23 protein-coding genes are annotated in these 19292 nt (G+C 51.0%); 1 reads left to right on the top strand and 22 read right to left on the bottom strand.

What is annotated here, in order from left to right:
* Window positions 1–2: 2 nt before the first annotated feature.
* The 5 genes from HMPREF0574_RS08480 to HMPREF0574_RS08500 form a co-directional block, all read right to left on the bottom strand.
* Entirely contained in the window at window positions 3–779 is a 777-nt protein-coding gene (locus HMPREF0574_RS08480; RefSeq protein WP_004008334.1) for an ABC transporter ATP-binding protein, read from the bottom strand.
* On the bottom strand, window positions 776–1795 hold the full coding sequence (locus HMPREF0574_RS08485; RefSeq protein WP_236585932.1) for an ABC transporter substrate-binding protein: 1020 nt from the start codon (window positions 1793–1795) through the stop codon (window positions 776–778). Before HMPREF0574_RS08485 ends, HMPREF0574_RS08480 begins: the two co-directional genes overlap by 4 nt.
* A 19-nt stretch (window positions 1796–1814) precedes the next feature.
* Entirely contained in the window at window positions 1815–2828 is a 1014-nt protein-coding gene (locus HMPREF0574_RS08490; protein ID WP_004008336.1) for a FecCD family ABC transporter permease, read from the bottom strand.
* Window positions 2829–3027: 199 nt separating this feature from the next.
* Window positions 3028–4773 carry an ABC transporter ATP-binding protein gene (locus HMPREF0574_RS08495; protein ID WP_036324988.1) on the bottom strand — a complete coding sequence of 582 codons (1746 nt, stop codon included), beginning with the start codon at window positions 4771–4773 and terminating at the stop codon, window positions 3028–3030.
* Window positions 4770–6512: an ABC transporter ATP-binding protein/permease gene (locus HMPREF0574_RS08500; RefSeq protein WP_004008338.1), complete on the bottom strand. Its 1743-nt coding sequence runs from the start codon at window positions 6510–6512 to the stop codon at window positions 4770–4772. The genes HMPREF0574_RS08495 and HMPREF0574_RS08500 overlap by 4 nt, the downstream gene beginning before the upstream one ends.
* A 354-nt stretch (window positions 6513–6866) precedes the next feature.
* Here HMPREF0574_RS08500 and HMPREF0574_RS08505 point away from each other — a divergent pair, with 354 nt between their 5' ends.
* Complete coding sequence (locus tag HMPREF0574_RS08505) at window positions 6867–7328, top strand: hypothetical protein (protein WP_236585933.1); 462 nt, start codon at window positions 6867–6869, stop codon at window positions 7326–7328.
* 148 nt (window positions 7329–7476) lie between these two features.
* Here HMPREF0574_RS08505 and HMPREF0574_RS08510 read toward each other — a convergent pair whose 3' ends face one another.
* The 17 genes from HMPREF0574_RS08510 to HMPREF0574_RS08590 form a co-directional block, all read right to left on the bottom strand.
* Window positions 7477–8622, bottom strand: coding sequence for a MalY/PatB family protein (locus tag HMPREF0574_RS08510; RefSeq protein WP_236585934.1), 1146 nt, complete (start codon window positions 8620–8622; stop codon window positions 7477–7479).
* Window positions 8623–8804: 182 nt separating this feature from the next.
* Window positions 8805–9089 (bottom strand): 30S ribosomal protein S17, encoded by a 285-nt coding sequence (rpsQ, locus tag HMPREF0574_RS08515; protein ID WP_004008341.1) that lies wholly within the window; start codon window positions 9087–9089, stop codon window positions 8805–8807.
* A 3-nt stretch (window positions 9090–9092) separates the two neighbouring features.
* Window positions 9093–9335: a 50S ribosomal protein L29 gene (rpmC, locus tag HMPREF0574_RS08520; RefSeq protein WP_004008342.1), complete on the bottom strand. Its 243-nt coding sequence runs from the start codon at window positions 9333–9335 to the stop codon at window positions 9093–9095.
* Window positions 9332–9748, bottom strand: coding sequence for a 50S ribosomal protein L16 (gene rplP / locus HMPREF0574_RS08525; RefSeq protein ID WP_004008343.1), 417 nt, complete (start codon window positions 9746–9748; stop codon window positions 9332–9334). Before rplP ends, rpmC begins: the two co-directional genes overlap by 4 nt.
* 3 nt (window positions 9749–9751) lie before the next feature.
* On the bottom strand, window positions 9752–10573 hold the full coding sequence (rpsC, locus tag HMPREF0574_RS08530) for a 30S ribosomal protein S3 (protein WP_004008344.1): 822 nt from the start codon (window positions 10571–10573) through the stop codon (window positions 9752–9754).
* 3 nt (window positions 10574–10576) lie between these two features.
* A complete protein-coding gene (gene rplV / locus HMPREF0574_RS08535; RefSeq protein WP_004008345.1) occupies window positions 10577–11284 on the bottom strand; it encodes a 50S ribosomal protein L22 in 708 nt (235 codons plus the stop codon).
* 19 nt (window positions 11285–11303) lie between these two features.
* Window positions 11304–11582, bottom strand: a complete 279-nt coding sequence (gene rpsS / locus HMPREF0574_RS08540; RefSeq protein ID WP_004008346.1) for a 30S ribosomal protein S19 — start codon at window positions 11580–11582, stop codon at window positions 11304–11306.
* A 15-nt stretch (window positions 11583–11597) separates the two neighbouring features.
* A complete protein-coding gene (rplB, locus tag HMPREF0574_RS08545) occupies window positions 11598–12434 on the bottom strand; it encodes a 50S ribosomal protein L2 (RefSeq protein WP_004008347.1) in 837 nt (278 codons plus the stop codon).
* Between the two features lie 12 nt (window positions 12435–12446).
* The gene (gene rplW, locus HMPREF0574_RS08550; protein ID WP_004008348.1) at window positions 12447–12749 is read right to left on the bottom strand and encodes a 50S ribosomal protein L23; all 303 of its coding nucleotides are present in this window, start codon (window positions 12747–12749) and stop codon (window positions 12447–12449) included.
* The gene (gene rplD, locus HMPREF0574_RS08555; RefSeq protein WP_004008349.1) at window positions 12746–13390 is read right to left on the bottom strand and encodes a 50S ribosomal protein L4; all 645 of its coding nucleotides are present in this window, start codon (window positions 13388–13390) and stop codon (window positions 12746–12748) included. The genes rplW and rplD overlap by 4 nt, the downstream gene beginning before the upstream one ends.
* Window positions 13391–13392: 2 nt before the next feature.
* A complete protein-coding gene (gene rplC / locus HMPREF0574_RS08560) occupies window positions 13393–14046 on the bottom strand; it encodes a 50S ribosomal protein L3 (protein ID WP_004008350.1) in 654 nt (217 codons plus the stop codon).
* An 11-nt stretch (window positions 14047–14057) separates the two neighbouring features.
* Window positions 14058–14366 carry a 30S ribosomal protein S10 gene (gene rpsJ / locus HMPREF0574_RS08565; RefSeq protein WP_004008351.1) on the bottom strand — a complete coding sequence of 103 codons (309 nt, stop codon included), beginning with the start codon at window positions 14364–14366 and terminating at the stop codon, window positions 14058–14060.
* A gap of 170 nt (window positions 14367–14536) precedes the next feature.
* Window positions 14537–15457 carry a hypothetical protein gene (locus HMPREF0574_RS08570; protein WP_004008352.1) on the bottom strand — a complete coding sequence of 307 codons (921 nt, stop codon included), beginning with the start codon at window positions 15455–15457 and terminating at the stop codon, window positions 14537–14539.
* Window positions 15448–16059 carry a hypothetical protein gene (locus HMPREF0574_RS08575; RefSeq protein ID WP_004008353.1) on the bottom strand — a complete coding sequence of 204 codons (612 nt, stop codon included), beginning with the start codon at window positions 16057–16059 and terminating at the stop codon, window positions 15448–15450. Before HMPREF0574_RS08575 ends, HMPREF0574_RS08570 begins: the two co-directional genes overlap by 10 nt.
* 229 nt (window positions 16060–16288) lie before the next feature.
* A complete protein-coding gene (locus tag HMPREF0574_RS08580; protein ID WP_004008354.1) occupies window positions 16289–17080 on the bottom strand; it encodes an ABC transporter ATP-binding protein in 792 nt (263 codons plus the stop codon).
* Between the two features lie 3 nt (window positions 17081–17083).
* A complete protein-coding gene (locus HMPREF0574_RS08585) occupies window positions 17084–18073 on the bottom strand; it encodes an ABC transporter permease (RefSeq protein ID WP_004008355.1) in 990 nt (329 codons plus the stop codon).
* Between the two features lie 184 nt (window positions 18074–18257).
* A complete protein-coding gene (locus HMPREF0574_RS08590; protein ID WP_004008357.1) occupies window positions 18258–19241 on the bottom strand; it encodes an ABC transporter substrate-binding protein in 984 nt (327 codons plus the stop codon).
* Window positions 19242–19292 lie beyond the last annotated feature (51 nt).

The raw sequence follows: 19292 nt of genomic DNA on the forward strand, positions 1-19292 counted from the left end.
TATTAGTTCATTGGTAATAACAGAAGCTGTACCCCGTGTTTGGTATCTATGCGCTGCACCTTTACACGGTACACGTCTTCAAGGATTTCCGAAATGAGTACATCTTCTGGTTTGCCCAGGGCAACAATTTTGCCTTTATTCAATACTGCAATTAATTCACAATAAATCGCAGCTAGGTTTAAATCGTGCAGAACTACTATTGCTGAAAGATTGCGCTTCTTGACGATTTTTAGAATTTGATGCTGGAAATATATGTCCAGATGATTGGTCGGCTCGTCAAGTAGCATAACCGAGGTAGATTGACAGAGCGCTCTCGCTAACTTGGCACGTTGATGTTCTCCTCCAGAAACTCTAGTTATTGGAACATCTGCCAATTCGCAAAGACCCAGCATTTCCATGCTTGAATTGGTGATTTCAGCATCTTGAGATGAATAGCCCTCAAACGCATTGTGGTACGTAGCTCTCCCTAATTCAACATATTCTCTAACGGTTAGAGGAAGAGCTGCCGTCTCCGACTGTACCACCACTGAAAGGAGCTTCGATAGTTGTCTGGTACTGATTTGATTTAAATCCGTACCGTTAAAATTTATAGTACCTTTCTGTGGGATAATCGACTTATACAAACACTTTATGAGAGTCGATTTACCTGAACCGTTTGGTCCGATAATTCCAAGCGTAATCCCCGTAGGGACCGTTAGCGATAAATCGTCAAGCAGCGGTTTACCGCTAACGGTCCCTTGGTACGAGAAGGTTATATTCCTGCAATCGTAGGTGTTCACTTGATTTTATTAATATTCTTGGCTAGTTCAAGCATTCCTGTAGCGATTTCAGGCGAGGGCCAAGTTTCACGATTCGCAATGCCGATAATATTGTCATTCTTGACTGCAGTTAAGGTATCAGCCCCTGGCTCTTTGAGAAGTCGTGCTTTGTCCTGTTCAAAAGTTGAGCCTGTTCTGCCGTACTTTATAATTATCACGTCGGGATTAGCCTGCAGAACAGCCTCCCAACTAACTTCTTCCAAGTAGGCTTCTTTATGGTCAGAGAAAATGTTCTTTAAACCTAATTCCCTCATAATCGCGCCCTCAATACCACCTTCGCCTACAGACATAACCGGGTACTGCTCAGAGAAATAGAACAAGAATGCGGCTGACTTACCACTATCTTTGATGGTATTTTTAGCTTCTTTATACTTGCTGTCGAATTCATGAACTGCTTTTTCTGACGCATCAGGGTTATTTAATATTTTACCAAGTTCCTGAATATCGTTTTCAACATCCGTTAGCTTTACTGGTGAAACATCACCTTTAACCAAATCCGGATTTTCTTCTTTGGCGTGCTGACATAATACGCTCGGTATGTACATCTGAATTCCCGCCGCAGCAAGCTTATCGGGATCGGCTTTACCGTACAAGTCACCGATAACTAAATCAACACCCTTTTCGATAATGCCCTCTGTTGAAGGGCTAGCTTCATCCCACAGTTCAGCGCCGTACTCGTCTGCTAACGGATTTTTTTCGCCCAGCTCTCCTGACCGCAGGACGAACTGACCTTTCTTGGCAACTTTCGCAGCAAATATTCCAGAAGCTACCCCGATGGACATTACTTTCGTGGGCTCTTTTTCAATTGTTACTTTCCTGCCACATGAATTAACCTCTAAGGGGTAAGAAACTGAATTGGTACTCTGATTATTTTCCCCTGATGCTGAAGACTCAGATTTGCTTGCATCTCCACAGGCACTTAGCGAAGCGAGCAGCGTAATAGCACCAACCAGTGCCCCTAGTGTTTTATATCTCATTGTTTTCCTTTCTGTATGTCTATGAGAATTTGTACTGTTTCCTGATTAAAAGCATGAGTAATGGCGTACCTGCCAATGCTGTAATTACGCCTATCGGTAATTCTCGAGGAGCAAATACGACCCGTCCTACTGCGTCAGCCCATATAAGAAGAAGCGCCCCCAGCGTTCCTGCGGTGGGAACTACACTGCGACTAGTAGCACCGACAAGATGCCGCGCGATATGCGGAACGACTAACCCTACGAATCCAATAGCTCCAGAGATTGCTACCAACGATGCAACGCATCCCGCTATCACCGTTATCGTTACGTATCGCAAGGTTTGTGGATTGAATCCCAATGCTCTGGCTGTATCATCGCTCAGTGAAATTGCATCAAGACGTGGACCTTGCGAAACGCATATAGCAATAGTAAGCAACGTGATGACAACAGGTATAGGTAACTGATTCCAACTCGCTAAGGCCAATGAACCTAGCATCCAGAACATTACCGCGTGAGCTGAAGCCTGCGAACCGTAGAAAAATACCACTAAATTTGTTAGCGCACTCATGAATAGACCTACGGCTATGCCAGCGAACACAACCCTCTCCGCGGTCAGAACGCCACCTACGGTAGTTAAAAGAAAGACAGCGCAAATTGAAATGAGCGCCCCAGCAAAGGCTCCCAGAGTTAACCCGAATATTCCAACTGCCCCAAACACCATTACAGTTGCAGCCCCGGTTGATGCCCCAGAGGCAATTCCGAGCAAGTACGGATCAGCCAGGATATTTCTAACCACTGATTGGATTACAGCTCCAGAAATCGAGAGCCCCATCCCCACCAAGCCAGCCAGAACTACCCGTGGTGCTCGTATATCCCAGACAATAACCAGGTCGCGTTGAGGAACACCCGCACAGTTTCCCGAGAGCTTACACAATATAACGTCGAGAGTAGCCGCGGGGCTAACAGAAGCCGGACCTACCCCTATGGCAAGAACGACAGAAACAATAGTCAGAGCTCCCAGAGTCGCAGTCCAAATTCTCGCACGCCTATTCAATGACTTAACTTTCTGTTAGGTTAGCCTACCCTTAGGGTGTAGACTACCATGCCAACACTTACTTGAACAATTGCCCGAATCCACTTGCCATCTGCAGCTCCGCCCGAAATATACAGTTACAGTTCCTTCATGGGGTGGTGTTACTTCCCTTAATAAACAGGTGACAAAAATGCCCAATCAATATCTGCTATTCGTGAACCTACGCAGAAGTAGGCGCTACAAACTCTCGATATGGTTCACAATGCTGAATTAATTCACTATGGGGACCAAAAGCAGCTAACTTACCTTCATGGAGAAAAGCCACACAGTCAGCTGATTTAATCGTGGAAAGACGATGGGCTATGGTTATCGTGGTGCGCCCTTCATAGATAAATCTGCTTGCCTCAATTAGTTCTTGCTCGAGTTTCGGATCAAGATTGGATACAGATTCATCAAAAATAACAATAGACGAATTACGCAGGAACGCCTGAGCTAGACTGAGGCGCTGACGCTGACCCCCTGAAAGCGTTGCGCCTCGTTCTCCAATTACAGTGTCTAATTGTTTGGGCAGATTCCGTATAGTGTCCATAATTTGGGCAATTTTAAGCGATTGCCATAGTTCATCCTCCGAAGCGCTGGGTTTAGCCATGAGCAAATTGTCGCGAATAGTACCTCTGAAAATGTAGGGGTGCTGCGGAACAAGCGTTACCAGCTGTCTCAGCTGCTTCAGAGGAATTGAATCTATTCTCTTGCCGTCAATATAAATTTCTCCGGATTGTGGTTCATATAACCGAACGACCAACGCAGCTAATGTAGATTTTCCGGCACCCGTGCGCCCTACCAGCGCCACTGACGAGCCTGCGGGAATGAGCAAGCTGAAATCATTTATTACCTTAGCTTGATCGTATTGAAAGCATACATCTCTAAATTCCAAACTCAGCAAGCCGTCAGTAAATTCTGCCGTATTCCCATGATCATGGACCTGTCGAGGTTTATCAATTAGCTCAAAATATCGGCTGGTTGCCCCAGAAACTTCGCCGAGTTTGCGGAGCATCGAAGAGATGCTGAGAGCAGCAATACACGACGCACTTAGCAACATCATGGCTGGAGGGATAGAGGCGAGGTTAACTTTCCCAGAATGCATCAACCCCAGCAGCCATGCCAAGGCACCAATAGTGGCAGCAGAAATCATTAGCTGGGATACCGCGATTTCTATACCAGACCGAATCAAGTAACTGCGCTTATGACGTTGGACTTCCAAAGTAGAGTCACGAATAGCATCTAACTGGAGATTAGCCAGACCGAGACTCATGATTTCGCGAGAACCTTGAATCATCTCCAAGCAGCGCCCTTTTTGATTTGCAAGACTACGCCGAATGTTGTCTCCTTGCTTGGTCTGCAATGTTAAAGTGAGAATCGGAACCAGCAAAATCAAAGTAGTAACAACCAGCAAGATAAGACCTGACGGTCCCACGAGAATAATCATTGCAATGGTAAAGATTAAATTAGCCACATGTGTAGCCAGAAAATCAATCACAGTGTGGGCATAGAACCACTCGGTAATTTCTACATCTGACATAGCCGCGGCGGCAACGTCGCCAGTTTTTCTGTGACGTAGCCCTGCGGGACTAATACGGTTGATTGCATCAAACAAATCGACGCGAAGATCTGCGATGATTTTGTAGCTATAGACATGAGCAAACCACATATCGAGCCACCAACTCAGTCCCACGGAGAGAACCAGCAACCCCAATGAAATCAACATCCAGCAAGCCAGCTGATCGACTTCTCTAAGTATTAGAATGCGCGACACTAATGCAGCACTCATAACGTTGATTGCCGTAACGCAAATGCGATGAATTAATAACATAACAAAAATAAGCGCTTCATGTTTTTTGTAACGTGATAGCCCTGGCAGCAGTCGAAGAATTGGTCCGAATGCGTCTCTATACAAAATTTGTTTCATGATTGCACCAATTCTTCGGACGTAGCAACCAACATTGCGTAAGTGCCTCCTTGGTGCATGAGACTGTCATGATTACCGATTTCCACAATTTTTCCCGCAGAAAGAACTACGATTCTGTCTGCAGCGCGAACTGATTCCAAACGATGAGCAGACGAGATAATCGTCAACGAGCGACCTTTAGAGGCTAATTTATTGCGATGATTATCAATGGCACGCCAAGTCAATCGTTCTGTCTCTGCATCGAGAGCCGAGGTTGCTTCATCCAGCAACAAAATAGGCGTTTCTCTAAGCAAAGCACGAGCAATTGCCACCCGTTGGCGCTGACCACCAGAAACACCGCTACCACGCTCATCCACTCTGAAGTCCAGCAAAGTGTCTATTGGGGCGATATCTTCCAAACCTAGCGACAGACACAAGGATTTAAGAAGCTCATCCGGGGCATTCGGCGCGCAGGCACGTAAATTGTCTGCGATGGTGCCATCAAAAATTACAGGCTCTTGTGGCACAAGCGTAATCAAAGAGCACCTATCGTCACGTGAAAGTGCTCGTAAATCAACTCCTCCTATGCGAATGTTCCCCCTGTTGGGATCGCCAAAGCGTAGCAACAGACCAAGCATTGTGGATTTTCCACAACCAGATTGCCCTACTAGTCCGAGGGTTTCGCCTTCCGGTATTTCCAAGTTAATGTCGCTGACTGCGTCTTGTAGCGCTGAAGAGTACCGATAGGAAACGTCATTAAATTGGATTTCTGTAGTGCGCGGTCGGTGCTCTTGGGGCAGACTGGAGTCATCAGGAGTCGGAGCCTTTAGTAAGCTAAGCGCCTTCTGCGCCGTTGAATAGCCATGGTAGCCGGCATGCCAATTGACGCTGAGATCTTGGAAAGGACGGAATAGTTCTACGCCTAAGAACATGCACCAGAACAGAGAGTCTACAGCTATGTTTCCTTGTGCTGCTTGGCGGACACCGAGCGCGAGAACCATCACCGGACCGCCATACACAACCCAAGACGACAGCGCTGACTCAAGCAGCGAGATACGCATCTGCGAAAGAGTTGTTGACAAAAGCTGCTGACTGGTGAAAACGATTTTTTCACGCCGTTCTTCGACCCCGTTAAAAAGTTGCAGCGTCGTCATGCCCTGCATGGCATCAACTACTTCCGCATTCATCTGGGAATATTGTTCCCAATGTCGGTATCCCCGGCGGGTAAGCACCTTGTTCCACGCTTTTGGAAGAGTCGGTGTCAGGACTACCACAATTGCACCGATGAATGCCACAAGTGAATCCAGCTGAAACAGCAAAATGAGCACTGTAATCGCTGTCACCACAGTGACAGCGATTTGGGGAATATACCTGCCATAGTAATCTTCGAGAAGTTCAACACCGTCCGTGACTAATGCTTCAGCTTCTCCAGTGCGCTTGGATGATAAGCCAAAAGGTCCAATGTTATTCAAGTGTTGGAGCAGCTTGAGCCTGACATCTATTTTGACGGTCTTGCCAATCAAACTTACAAGAAGTTCCTTGCCCAGCGCAATCGCAGGGCGCACCAGTAGCAGTACTGCAAGAACACCCAGCAACACGACCAGATGTGAATACTCACCAGAATAAAGGGTGGCAAAAATTCTTGACATAACCCAGGCAAGGCTAAGAGTCACTGCTGAGTGAAGTAACCCGAAAAGAGACGCGGCACACATAGGAATCCATCCTGCACGTCCCAATTTGAGAATCTCACCGTTAGGCATACATCTCCCTCATCTCTGTTGTCGCACGCACCTTAAATCCGCTAGCTTACTTAGGTTAGCCTAACATAACAAATAAAGCGATTGGAGTCTCTTGTGTAAGGGGCAATTTCTGGCGCTGCCAAGCCAATTTCAATAGGTTGAATGAATATGCCAACAGTCAACAAGGACCGATAGAAGGCAAGAAAATATTGGGTATCCATGTGAAAAACAAATTCAGTGGTCGTGCACCTTTTTAAAATTCTCCTGTATAAGGAATGCACTAGACGTACAAAGCCATCCCCTAAACGGTAGCGCTATGCGAACCGTTCCTGATAAATTTGACCTGGTGTTTTTACTTATTTTGTAGGAGGAAGTATGTCCAATCCTTATCAGTCCCCACCAGGCAATCCCGGTCAGGTTCCCGGTTTTCAACCCGGTCAGCCGATGGGGCAGCAACCGATGCCTGGACAACCTCTGGGGCAGCCAACGGGACAGCCCATGCCCGGTCAATTAGCCCGCCCTTATGAGCATCCCCAAGAACAGACCGTGATGGTACTGGCTATTATCGGCATATTCTTTTGGGTTACTTCGCCTATCGCTTGGTATCTGGGCAGCAAGGCGAAAAAAGAGATGTTAGAACAGAATATGGAGCCAACCTCTAGACTAAAAGTGTGGACACTTGTCGCGATGGTGCTCACAATTATAGGAATCGTTAGCTTTGCTATCTCAATGTCCATGATAATCGTAGGAGGGATGGCGTTCATGGTAATGGCTAACGATACGAACGATATGAGCGATATGAGCGCGGGACTAATGCCCCTCTTCAGTGCAATCTAAAACTGCCCAATTTCATAACTAATCCTTTTGGTGGGACCTTACCTGCGGGTGAGGTCCCACCAAGTGTTTTTAAAGTCTTTCTCGGCGATATTAATGCAGCCAGTATCGTATCGTGACAACGAACTCACCGGAACTGGCTCCGCCGGGTCTAACCACGCGCTCCAATGAGGTCCAAAGCCGCGTGCAGCACTTCGGGGGTAGTCGCCAGGTTCAAACGGAAAGCTTTTTCAAAGCCCGTACCCAAATCCGCACCGTCGTTAACAATTAGACCGCGCTCCTGCAGAGTCCGGGCGGGACAATCTCCGAGAATTCCATCGGTTTCCCACCAGGACAGATAAGTTGCCTCCGGGAGAAACACCCGGAAGTGCTCGCCGTGATTGGTCAGCCAGTTGCGGACAAGTTCCCGATTCTCAACAATCTGAGCCTTGACTTCCCCCAGCCAATTGCGACAGTCACGGAAAGCGCTAATCGTAGCCAGCATTCCCCACGGGGTCGCGCCCGAGGCAAAGACCTGCAGTGGGGTACGTAAACGTTTCCGCAGCGATTCATCAGGAATGATCCATTGTGCGCAGTGCAAACCAGGGATGTTCCACCCTTTTGAGGCGGCGGATGCAGTCACAGTTCGGGAGGCTGCCAAATCGGAATAATTGGCAAAAGGATGAAGCTTCCCGTCCAAGACCAGCGGAGAATGAATCTCATCCGAGAACACTAAAACGTGGGGATTTCGTTCCAAGATAGCGCACAACCCGGACATTTCGTCAGAGTTGACACATTTCCCCACGGGATTCCACGGATTACACAGGACCAGCAGCCCGCCGCTTTCCGCCGTAGCGAAAGCCTGCGATATACCCTCCAAATTCAGCTGGTATTTACCTGTAGCCGCATCATAGATAGACGCAACTTGGATAACTTCGTGACCCTGATCCTGGGGCAAAGTCAGAAATGGCATGTATGCCGGGGTCGGCACGACTACCGGAGCCTGGGGAGGAAGGATGCTCACCACGGCTTGCAGCACTGACAAAACATCGGCTGCCACACCGACCGCATCGGGCTGAATAGTCCAGCCAAACTCATCCGCATAGAACTCGCGCAATGCCTGACCAACCTGCTGAGAAAGACCTACCGGAGGATAACCGGTAACCGTGTCATCAAGGGCAGACTGCAAAGTTGCTCGAACTCCTGGGGCAATCCCAAAGTCCATTTCCGCGACCCACATCCCTAAGGCTCCAGGATGGGCGCTCCATTTCAGGCTGCGCGAATTTTTCAAATCAGTTAAAGACGGTAATGCTATCACGTCTTTATTCTAAGCGGACGAGACCTGCGAGACGATGACTTGCATCACAATCTCAACTCCTAGGCAGACCACTGCGGCGTAAATAAGGACGCAGCCCAGACACATAATGTATCCGGGCCGCGTCCTTTATCCAGATTGAAAGGTCTCATTAAAGACCTCAACCGAGTTTTAGTTGTGGAGAATTACTTAGCCTTTTCGGCAATCTCCACGAGGCGCCAATGCTTAGTCTTGGACAGCGGGCGCGTTTCCATGATGACGACCAAGTCGCCAATACCGGCGAGATTCTGCTCATCATGAACCGTAACCTTCTTGGTCTTACGCATGACCTTGCCGTAAAGCGGGTGCTTCACGCGGTCTTCGAGCTGAACCACGATGGTCTTTTCCATGCGATCGGACACCACGTAGCCGCGGCGCACCTTACGGTGATTGCGTTCGGTCGTTTCGGTGGTCATAGTTTCGTCTGCCATTGATTACTCCTTAACGCTGGGCTCGGTACGAATGCCGAGTTCCCGCTCGCGGTAAATGGTGTAGATGCGGGCGACATCACGGCGAACCGCTTTGATGCGACCGTGGTCTTCGAGCTGACCGGTAGCTTGGGCAAAGCGCAAGTTGAAAAGCTCCTGCTTCGCGTCCTTCAGCTTCATCGCGAGCTGCTCGTTGTCCATGGCATCCAAATCGTTAGGAGCCAGTCCTTTGGAACCTATCATGTTCATTCACCACCCTCTCGGGATACAAAACGGGTCTTGATGGGCAGTTTGTGCTGGGCGCGAGACAGTGCTTCGCGGGCCAGTTCCTCACTGACACCGGCGATTTCGAACAGTACTCGACCGGGCTTCACCGGAGCGACCCACCATTCTGGGGAACCTTTACCTGAACCCATACGAGTTTCGGCAGGTTTCTTGGTTAGCGGACGATCCGGGAAAATATTAATCCAAATCTTGCCACCACGCTTGACGTGACGGGTCACGGCAATACGAGCCGCTTCAATCTGACGGTTAGTCAGATAGGCACTTTCCAGGGCTTGGATACCAAAATCGCCAAAAGCAATCTCGGTGCCTCCCTTAGCGTAGCCACGGCGACCGGGACGGTGCTGGCGACGCCACTTAGTACGACGAGGAATCAGCATTGCTTATGCCTCCGTTTCTGTGGTTGCCCCGGCGGCGACAGTCGCGGCTTCGGGGGTTTCATTTACGTTTTCGCTGGGCGCGTTGTCAGCAGGACGGTCCGCACGAGGACGGCGATTCCCGGCGTGACGGTCGTTGCGACGACCGGTGCGACCAGCCTGTTCAGCCTGCATCCGGTTCCATTCCGTTTCGGTCATGTCGCCCTTGTAGATCCAGACCTTTACGCCGATACGCCCAAAAGTGGTGCGGGCTTCGTAGAAGCCGTAATCGATGTTGGCACGCAGGGTGTGCAGGGGGACGCGACCTTCCCGGTAGAACTCGGAGCGGGACATTTCAGCACCGCCCAAGCGACCGGAGCACTGCACGCGGATACCCTTAGCACCGCCGCGCTGAGCGGACTGCATTCCTTTACGCATAGCGCGACGGAAAGAGACACGAGCACTGAGCTGTTCCGCAATAGACTGTGCGACCAGCTGCGCATCCAAATCAGGGTTCTTCACCTCGCGGATGTTCAACTGCACCTGCTTGCCCGTCAGCTTTTCCAGCTGAGCGCGCAAGCGATCCGCTTCTGCGCCACGGCGTCCGATAACGATACCGGGACGAGCTGTGTACAAATCGACAGACACACGATCGCGAGTCCGTTCGATTTCGACCTTGGAAATACCAGCGCGTTCCAGCTTGTCTTGCATGAGACGACGAATCTCGACGTCTTCTTTCACGAAGTCACGGTAACGCTGACCGGACTTGGTGGAGTCGGCAAACCAACGGGAACGGTGTTCCGCGGTTACGCCCAGACGGAAACCAGTGGGATGTACTTTCTGACCCATTATTTACTCAGCTCCCTTCTCAGTGCTTTTTGCAGCGGGCTTTTTCGTCGTTGCGCTCTTGGTAGCCGTGGACTTGCTGCTGCTCGACTTGGCTTTGGCAGACTTGGTAGTCGCCGCCTTGGACGTGGCAGACTTCGACGTGCTCGACTTGGTCGTGGACTTCGTCGCGGCAGACTTCTTAGCAGGAGCCTTCTTGGCAGCGCTATCGGTCTTAGGCGTCGATTCTTCCGGCGTCTCTACCGGCTTGGCTGCCTTTTTCGTGACAGCTTCCGCGGCAGCCTTCTTTGCGGCGGACGCTGAAATCCGGTCAGCTTCTGGGCGACGCTGGGACGGCAAGTAAGGAGCAGCAAGTTCCTTCTTGTCTTCGGCATCTCCCACCACGATCGTGAGGTGAGAAGTACGCTTCAAGATACGCGCCCCGCGACCCTGCGCCCGTGCCCGAAAACGCTTCATGGTGGGACCGTCGTTGACATAGGCCTCGACGACGTACATCTCATCAGAGTTAAAAGACGTACCAGCGTTGCGGGCTGCTTGTTCGGCATTAGCCAAGGCGGAAACCAATGTCTTGCGAATCGGCAAGGCAGGTTTTTGCGGAGCAAACTTCAGCAGGTCAAGTGCCTTGTTGGCTTCCATTCCGCGCACTTCATTCATGATGCGACGAGCCTTTTGCGGAGTCACGCGCACATAGCGGGTATGAGCAATTGCTTTCATGTTCTATCCCTCCCCCGCTTTAGCGGCGACCTTTCTTGTCATCCTTGTCATGACCACGGAAAGTACGAGTCGGAGCGAATTCGCCCAACTTGTGACCGACCATGGACTCAGTGATGAACACCGGCACGTGCTTGCGACCGTCGTGCACCGCGATGGTGTGACCCAGGAAATCTGGGGTAATCATCGAACGACGCGACCAAGTCTTAATAACGTTCTTCGTGTTGGCCTCGTTTTGTGCGTCCACCTTCTTTTGAAGGTGTGCATCAACAAAGGGGCCTTTCTTCAAACTGCGTGGCATAAACAAACTCCCCTATCAGCGATTCTTGCCAGTCTTACGGCGACGGACAATGTACTGATTCGACGCCTTCTTCTTGCTACGAGTACGACCCTCAGGCTTACCCCAGGGGCTCACCGGGTGACGACCACCGGAAGTGCGACCTTCGCCACCACCATGCGGGTGATCAACCGGGTTCATTACCACACCGCGGACCTTCGGACGGCGTCCCAGCCAACGGGAGCGACCAGCCTTGCCCAAGTCGATGTTGGAATGATCGGAGTTGCCGACTTCACCAATAGTGGCGCGGCAACGGGCATCCACGTTGCGGATTTCACCAGACGGCATCCGCAACTGCGCAAAACGACCCTCTTTAGCGACCAGCTGAACAGAAACGCCGGCGGAACGGGCAATCTTGGCGCCGCCGCCCGGACGCATCTCTACCGCATGAATCGTGGTACCCAGCGGGATGTTCTTAAGCGGCAGATTGTTGCCAGGCTTGATATCCGCGGTGGGTCCCTGTTCGATAGAATCACCCTGCTTCAACTTGGACGGAGCCAAGATGTAGCGCTTCTCACCATCGGCATAGTGCAACAGAGCGATGCGAGCCGAACGGTTCGGATCGTATTCAATATGAGCCACCTTGGCGGGAATGCCGTCCTTGTCGTGACGACGGAAGTCAATCAGACGGTACTGGCGCTTGTGACCGCCACCGCGACGACGCGAGGTAACCCGACCTTTATTGTTGCGCCCACCGGTCTTGTGCAGCGGACGAACCAGGGACTTTTCCGGATGATCGCGCGTGATTTCCGCGAAATCTGACACGGAAGAACCGCGACGCCCCGGAGTAGTTGGCTTGTACTTACGAATTCCCATGAGTTATCCCCCTTAGGCCTGCATCCCAAAGACGTCAATCGAGCCCTCTTTGAGGGTGACGATGGCGCGCTTGGTGTCGTTACGCTTGCCCCAGCCAGTACGGGTGCGCACGCGCTTGCCCTCACGGTTCTGGGTGTTGACAGAAGCAACCTTTACCTTAAAGATTTCTTCGATAGCCAGCTTGATTTCAACTTTGTTTGCGTTGGGAGCCACCACGAAGGTGTACTGACCGTGGTCAATCAAGTTGTAGGCTTTTTCGCTGACGACGGGCTTAATAATCACGTCGTGCGGGTTCTTAGTCTTTTCCAGGCTCACTTGTTTTCTCCTTTCCCGAGGAAGGAGTCCAACGCCGTTGCCGAGAACACCACATCGTCGTTAGCCAACACGTCATAGGTGTTCAGCTCGCCGACGAACAGAGCGTGGTGTTCGCTGAGGTTATTCACGCTCAATGCCACGACGTCATCAACTTCCGGGGTCAACACAATCAGGGCGCGACGATTATCGACTACCCCCTGCAAAGCTGCCTTCGCAGCCTTGGTGGACGGGGTTTCCTTGACGCCGAAATCGCTCAGCACGTGGATACGCCCAGCACGAGCCCGATCGGATAAAGCCTGGCGCAAAGCGGCGGCTTTCATCTTTTTCGGGGTGTTCTGGGAGTAGTCACGAGGCTGCGGACCGTGTACGGTGCCGCCACCAGCGAACTGCGGGGCGCGAATAGAGCCCTGACGAGCCCGACCGGTACCCTTTTGACGCCACGGCTTCTTGCCGCCGCCGGAAACGTCACCACGAGTCTTGGTGGCGTGAGTCCCCTGACGAGCCGCCGCCAACTGGGCGTTTACGACCTGGTGTACCAAGGGGTTGTTAAAGTCGAGGTCGAAAACCTCTCCGGGCAGCTCGACAGTGCCGGTTTTCTTGCCGACACCATCAAAAATGTCTACGCTGCGGTTTTCAGTCATTGTTAGGCTCCCTTCACAGCAGAGCGGATCATGACGATGCCGCCTTTAGGGCCGGGAATCGCGCCGGTCAAAACGACCAAGCCCTTTTCCGCGTCCACAGCCTGAACCTTCAAGTTCATGATGGTGCGACGGTTACCGCCCATGCGACCAGCCATGTTCAGACCTTTGAACACGCGACCGGGGGTAGCACAAGCACCGATAGAGCCGGGCTTGCGGTGGTTACGGTGCGCACCGTGAGAAGCAGATACGCCCTGGAAACCGTGACGTTTCATCACGCCGGCAAAGCCTTTGCCCTTGGTGTTTCCCGAAACGTCCACCAGCGTTCCCGCTTCGAATACTTCCGCGCCGAGTTCCTGACCAAGCTCGTAGGAGCTAGCGTCACCGGTGCGGATTTCTGCGAGGTGGCGACGCGGTTCCACACCGGCCTTGGCGAAGTGACCCGCCATCGGCTTGGTGACCTTGCGTTCGTCCATCTTGCCGAAGCCCAGCTGGACAGCGTCGTAGCCGTCGGTTTCATTGGTACGAATCTGGGTGACGACGTTCTTTTCGACCTGAACCACGGTCACGGGAATCAACTTGCCGTCTTCATCCCAGACCTGGGTCATGCCGAGCTTGCGCCCCAGCAATGCCTTTACAGAGGCCATGGTGTCAGTCATCGTGGTCCTCCTTACAGCTTAATCTCGATGTTCACGTCTGCCGGCAGTTCCAAACGCATCAGCGAATCAACTGCGGAAGGCGTGGGATCAATAATGTCAATCAGACGCTTGTGGGTGCGAACTTCAAATTGCTCCCGGCTGTCTTTGTATTTGTGCGGCGACCGAATCACAACGTAAACGTTCTTTTCGGTCGGCAGGGGCACAGGTCCGACTACGGTAGCGCCAGCACTGGTTACCGTCTCGACAATTTTCTTTGCCGAGGAGTCAATGACCTCATGGTCATAAGACTTCAGCCGAATGCGGATTTTTTGTCCCGCCATGGGCTAACCTCTCTCTAACTGGTTCTTCACCGGTACACGCTTTCGGGTGTGTCGCATTTATAAACACAACACGAGCGAAATCTCGCACCGTTGGATTTCCATTCCACCTGACTTTTGCCAGGCAAGTGCGCACTGGGAGGCGTGAACCCGCCTCAAGATGCGCCGAGGAACTAGCTTACACTTATTGGCTCTCCCGTGGCAAATTCTCGAAGCCCAGAAACTGACGGATGCAGCCAAATCGTGGCACCTGGATTCCAGCCCATCAGTAAGCAAGGAATTCCATCGATTTGGTCTTGTAATCGGTAGGCAGCGTCAAAGTAACCTCTAATCGACAATTTGATAGCATCATACGTATTACGCGCCGAATCTAAGTCAGCAGTAACCCATTTCTGGGGCGCACCATTAATATCATTCAAGGGGTACGGTGCTGATTTTACTAAAGGAAAGCGGTTGCACAACGAAACCCAATCATTATAGGAATTAATTTCCAATAGTTTAATAGGGTTACTTTTATCGCGTACCGTATTTACTGCGTGCCATCCCGGAGAGATAATTTGGAATTCATCAGTCAGTATAGGCAGCCAGAGTTGCGAATTTACGTCGTACTTCCCTGGCAGAGTTACTCGATACGGAGGCTTTGCGTCAAAACTCCACCAGTAGGCATCTGCGGTGTCAAAACCGTTATCATCAACAGCTTCCACATAGAAGGCAATTTCTGGCTGCTCATGCTCCCCGGTAAGTAAGCGTTGCACGCGCTTGCCTAGCCGAGAAAATATTTCCCTATTGAGAGCTGAAAATGGTTGAGGCGACAGAGGAAGTTTATAAATCTTTTTCCATCGCCCCCAGGGGTATAAATCAAGAAAATTTTGGAGGAATATAATACCTCGATCATCAGAGATCGTTTCTACCTTGGTCAACGAACGAGAAATATCCTCAAGTAAAGAACTATCTGCCTCGGCGAAACGTTGATAAAAATCGTCGTCCGATAGATACCCCTCCATTTCGATTTCTGAAAACAGCACCCCCAGCAGAGAAAGCGTCAGGAATGTCGCGTCAGACTTCGTTTCGCAAGATTGTCTGTTCAGCTGCACTTAAGACCTTCCGCCGTTGTAGAGCTATACAACGTATGCTTACATCCAAATTTATCAACGATATAATGACTATTGATTGCCCTCCAATCGTGTTTAGTCTGATCAACACACTTCCGAGCGATTCCTTTATTAGTAAAATCCTTCACATTACGTCTGTAACTGCTATAGGCTGTTGGGTTCCCCCATCCATACCATTCTTTACGAAATATAACAGTGTCCATTTGAATATACTTTGCAACATTATCGCAATGCGTTTCTGGCTTGTTTCCAATGTAATTCTTTTGCATAGATGTGCGTAGGTGTATGTTTTGAGTTGAAGCCGTACATATTCCCTTAGCCGAACGCAATTGTCCATACACATCCGATTGAAAACTTATAGCACTCCCGTCCGCAGGAAGCAATTCAGCTAATTCCAGTTGTTCTTGCTTTGACATAGAACTTACTGGACGATTTTCTACAATAGCTAAACGCAGTTCATTACTTAGCATTTCAACATCTACAGTATTTTTATTTGCCCCCTCACCGTCGTAGGCAACTGCAACGTTCCCAGCCTGTAGCATACAGATACTAAATACAGTTACGAATACAATTTTCTTGAACATTCTCTACCCATTTCAAGCAGATACTGTCGGAACCTCTACGCTATTCTAGTCCAATACGTACCATGTTCGTAACACATTTGGTGAACCTTCTTAGTGACACTAGGTGAGCACAAAATACCATCGTTGACCCAACGTATCTTTTGACATATCGCTTGATTATCCAGAAGCATCGGGAGGTCTCACTCTATCATCTACAGTGAGATGCAATGCCGATGATAAGATTTCCCGTTTAGGACAGCATGGTCCGGTCAGATAGCGCCGCACCCTTGAACTTGGCGAACTGGGCCAGCAGGTCGTCCACAGTCGCGTTTTCCTTATCTTTCCCGCTCAGTTCCATAATGATTTCGCCCTCATGCATCATGATGAGGCGGTTGCCCAGGTGCAGAGCCTGTTCCATATTGTGAGTCACCATCAGGGTGGTCAGCCCGTGGCGCGCCACCAGCTCCTGGGTCAAGCGGGTAATCAGCTCGGCACGCGCCGGATCTAAAGCCGCCGTGTGTTCATCGAGCAGCAAAATCTTCGGTTGAGTGAACACTGCCATCACCAAGGACAGTGCTTGACGCTGCCCGCCAGAGAGCAAGCCTACGCGGGCTGTTAGGCGATTTTCCAACCCTTGTTCCAGCACCTTGAGCTCTTCGCGGAACTGTGCTTTGCGTGCCGGAGTTACTCCCAGTCCCAGCCCGTGCCCATGCGTGCGTGCCCAGGCAATTGCCAAGTTCTCTTCAATAGTCAGGTGCGGGCAGGTTCCCGCCATCGGGTCCTGGAACACGCGACCCACGTAACGCGCCACTTTGTAGTCAGGTTTGCGCGTCACATCGTTGCCGTCAATATGTATCTGTCCCAAGTCCGGACGGTAGCGCCCCGAGACGATGTTCAGCAAGGTCGATTTGCCCGCCCCGTTAGAACCGATGATGGTCACGAAGTCGCCTTCATCCAACTGCAGGGAGATGTCACGCAGGGCAATTTTTTCGTTAACAGTGTGACGGAAAAACGCCTTGGAAATATGTGAAAGTTCTAGCATGGCTCACAGTCCTTTCCGTCGCGTCCGTTTGGTAACATGTTTATCCGCCGGGCGGGTATCGCCGGAGTCAAGTTCCTCTGCATCCGCTGTATCCCAGGGCTGCACCCCGGAGAACTCCGCAATGGGATGGTTCTTTTGCCATGAGAGAAACCCCTTCCACCGCGGGGCAATGAGGAACACCACCACGATGACTGCGCTCAACAGTTTCATATCGTTGGGGTTGAATCCCGGAATCATCAAGGCAGCTTGAATAATGACGCGATACACTACCGAACCGCCCACCACTGCCAACACTGCCATCCAAATACGTCCGGTGGGGATGAGCGCGGTGCCGATGATAACTGACGCTAGACCGGCAATAATCAGTCCGATACCCATAGAAATATCCGCAAAGCCTTGATATTGGGCGATGAGGGAACCGGACAGTGCCACCAAGCCGTTGGACAGCGCCAAGCCGACCAGTTTAGCCAAATCTGTGTTCACCCCTTGGGCACGCGCCATTTCTTCGTTATCGCCGGTGGCACGCAAAGCCAACCCCAGATTGGTGGACAGGAACCACACGACTATCCCGCAGGCTACCAGCAAGACCGCCAGCAAAATCGCCACGCTGACCCACGTCCCCACCAGATTCGCCTCGCGCAGTGGTGTAAACAGTGATTCTTCACGTCGGAACGGCAGGTTGGATTTGCCCATAATACGCAGGTTCACTGAATACAAACCAATCTGGGTCAAAATCCCTGCCAGGAGCGGATGAATTTTCCCCGCCGTGTTCAGCAAACCGGTAATAAACCCAGCGATGAGTCCCACCGCGAATCCTGCCAAAGTTCCCAGCCAGGGGCTACCCCCGCCCAGAATGACTACCGCACAGGCAGCCGCTCCGGTGGTAAAACTCGAGTCAATCGTCAAATCGGCGAAATCGAGGATTCTAAATGTGAGGTACACCCCCAAGGCCATCAGCCCATAAATCAGGCCGAGTTCCACCGCACCAATCATGTTTTCTCAAATCCTTACATGTATTCAAAAGGTTCCCCGGTTACGTTTTCGGGGTCGCTTATCCACTCATTAAACACGAGGCTGACACTCCAGCCAAAATAGCGCCCCAAAATACCGCGTCTTTCAACGCCGCAAAAGCCCACCCCGCTTTCTAGCTGGATGGGCTTTTGTCTATAGATATTGGTTACTTGATAGTTTTATCGGCTTTAGCCAACAGTTCGTCAGAAAGAGGGTGTCCCTGTTTTTTGGCAGCCTCGGGGTTCACCACCAGCTGTGGTTTCTTTTGAGACTCTACCGGCATAGTTTTCGGCTGGACCTCACCTTTCAGAATTTTTACTGCCATTTCCCCGGTCTGGTGACCCAGTTCCCGGTAATCCAGACCCAGGGTCAAAGCTGCCCCGTTTTCAACTGAGCTGGTATCCCCCGTCACCGTGAGAATGCCTTTTTCCTCTGCCACTTGCAGCACGGAATCCAAAGCAGCTATCACAGTATTATCGGTAGGAATATAAATGGCGTCTACCCCGGTGAGGGTTTGCGCAGCCTGTTGGACTTCAGCAGTGTTGGTGATGGTTTTTTCCACTACTTCCAGCCCTTGTTTCTTGGCTTCAGCTTTCGCCATTTTGACTTGCACTTGGGAGTTTACCTCTCCTGAGGAATAGATAACGCCAATCTTGTGAGCATCCGGAATCACCTGTTTGACCAAGTCAATCTGTTGAGCCACCGGATTCATATCCGTAGTGCCGGTCACGTTGTAACCCGGCGCTTCGTTAGACTTGACCAGCTCCGCTGTCACCGGGTCTGTCACCGCGGTAAACAGCACCGGAACATCGACCACGTTCTGAGCAATGGACTGAGCCATAGGCGTGGCGATAGCGAACACCAAATCGTAATCGCCGGAGGCATACTTGGAAGCAATGGAGTTTACGTTGGTCTGATCCCCTTGCGCGTTGGAAACGTCATAGGAAACATCCAGTCCCGCCTGTTGCACCGCGTCCTTAAACCCGGCTACTGCCTCGTCCAAAGGCGGGAAACTGGCGTACTGGGCTATGGCGACTTTGTATCCGCCATCACCACCGGCAGCACCTCCCTTGGCACCGTCTGAAGACGAACAACTCGCCAGCGCCAACGCGGCTACACCGACAAATATTGAGGCAATTATTCTACGCATCAGGAAAATCCTTCGTTTGGGTGAATATTGAAACTCACCATAACGCCATTC

This window comes from Mobiluncus curtisii subsp. curtisii ATCC 35241 (genome assembly GCF_000146285.1).
Lineage (GTDB): Bacteria > Actinomycetota > Actinomycetes > Actinomycetales > Actinomycetaceae > Mobiluncus > Mobiluncus curtisii.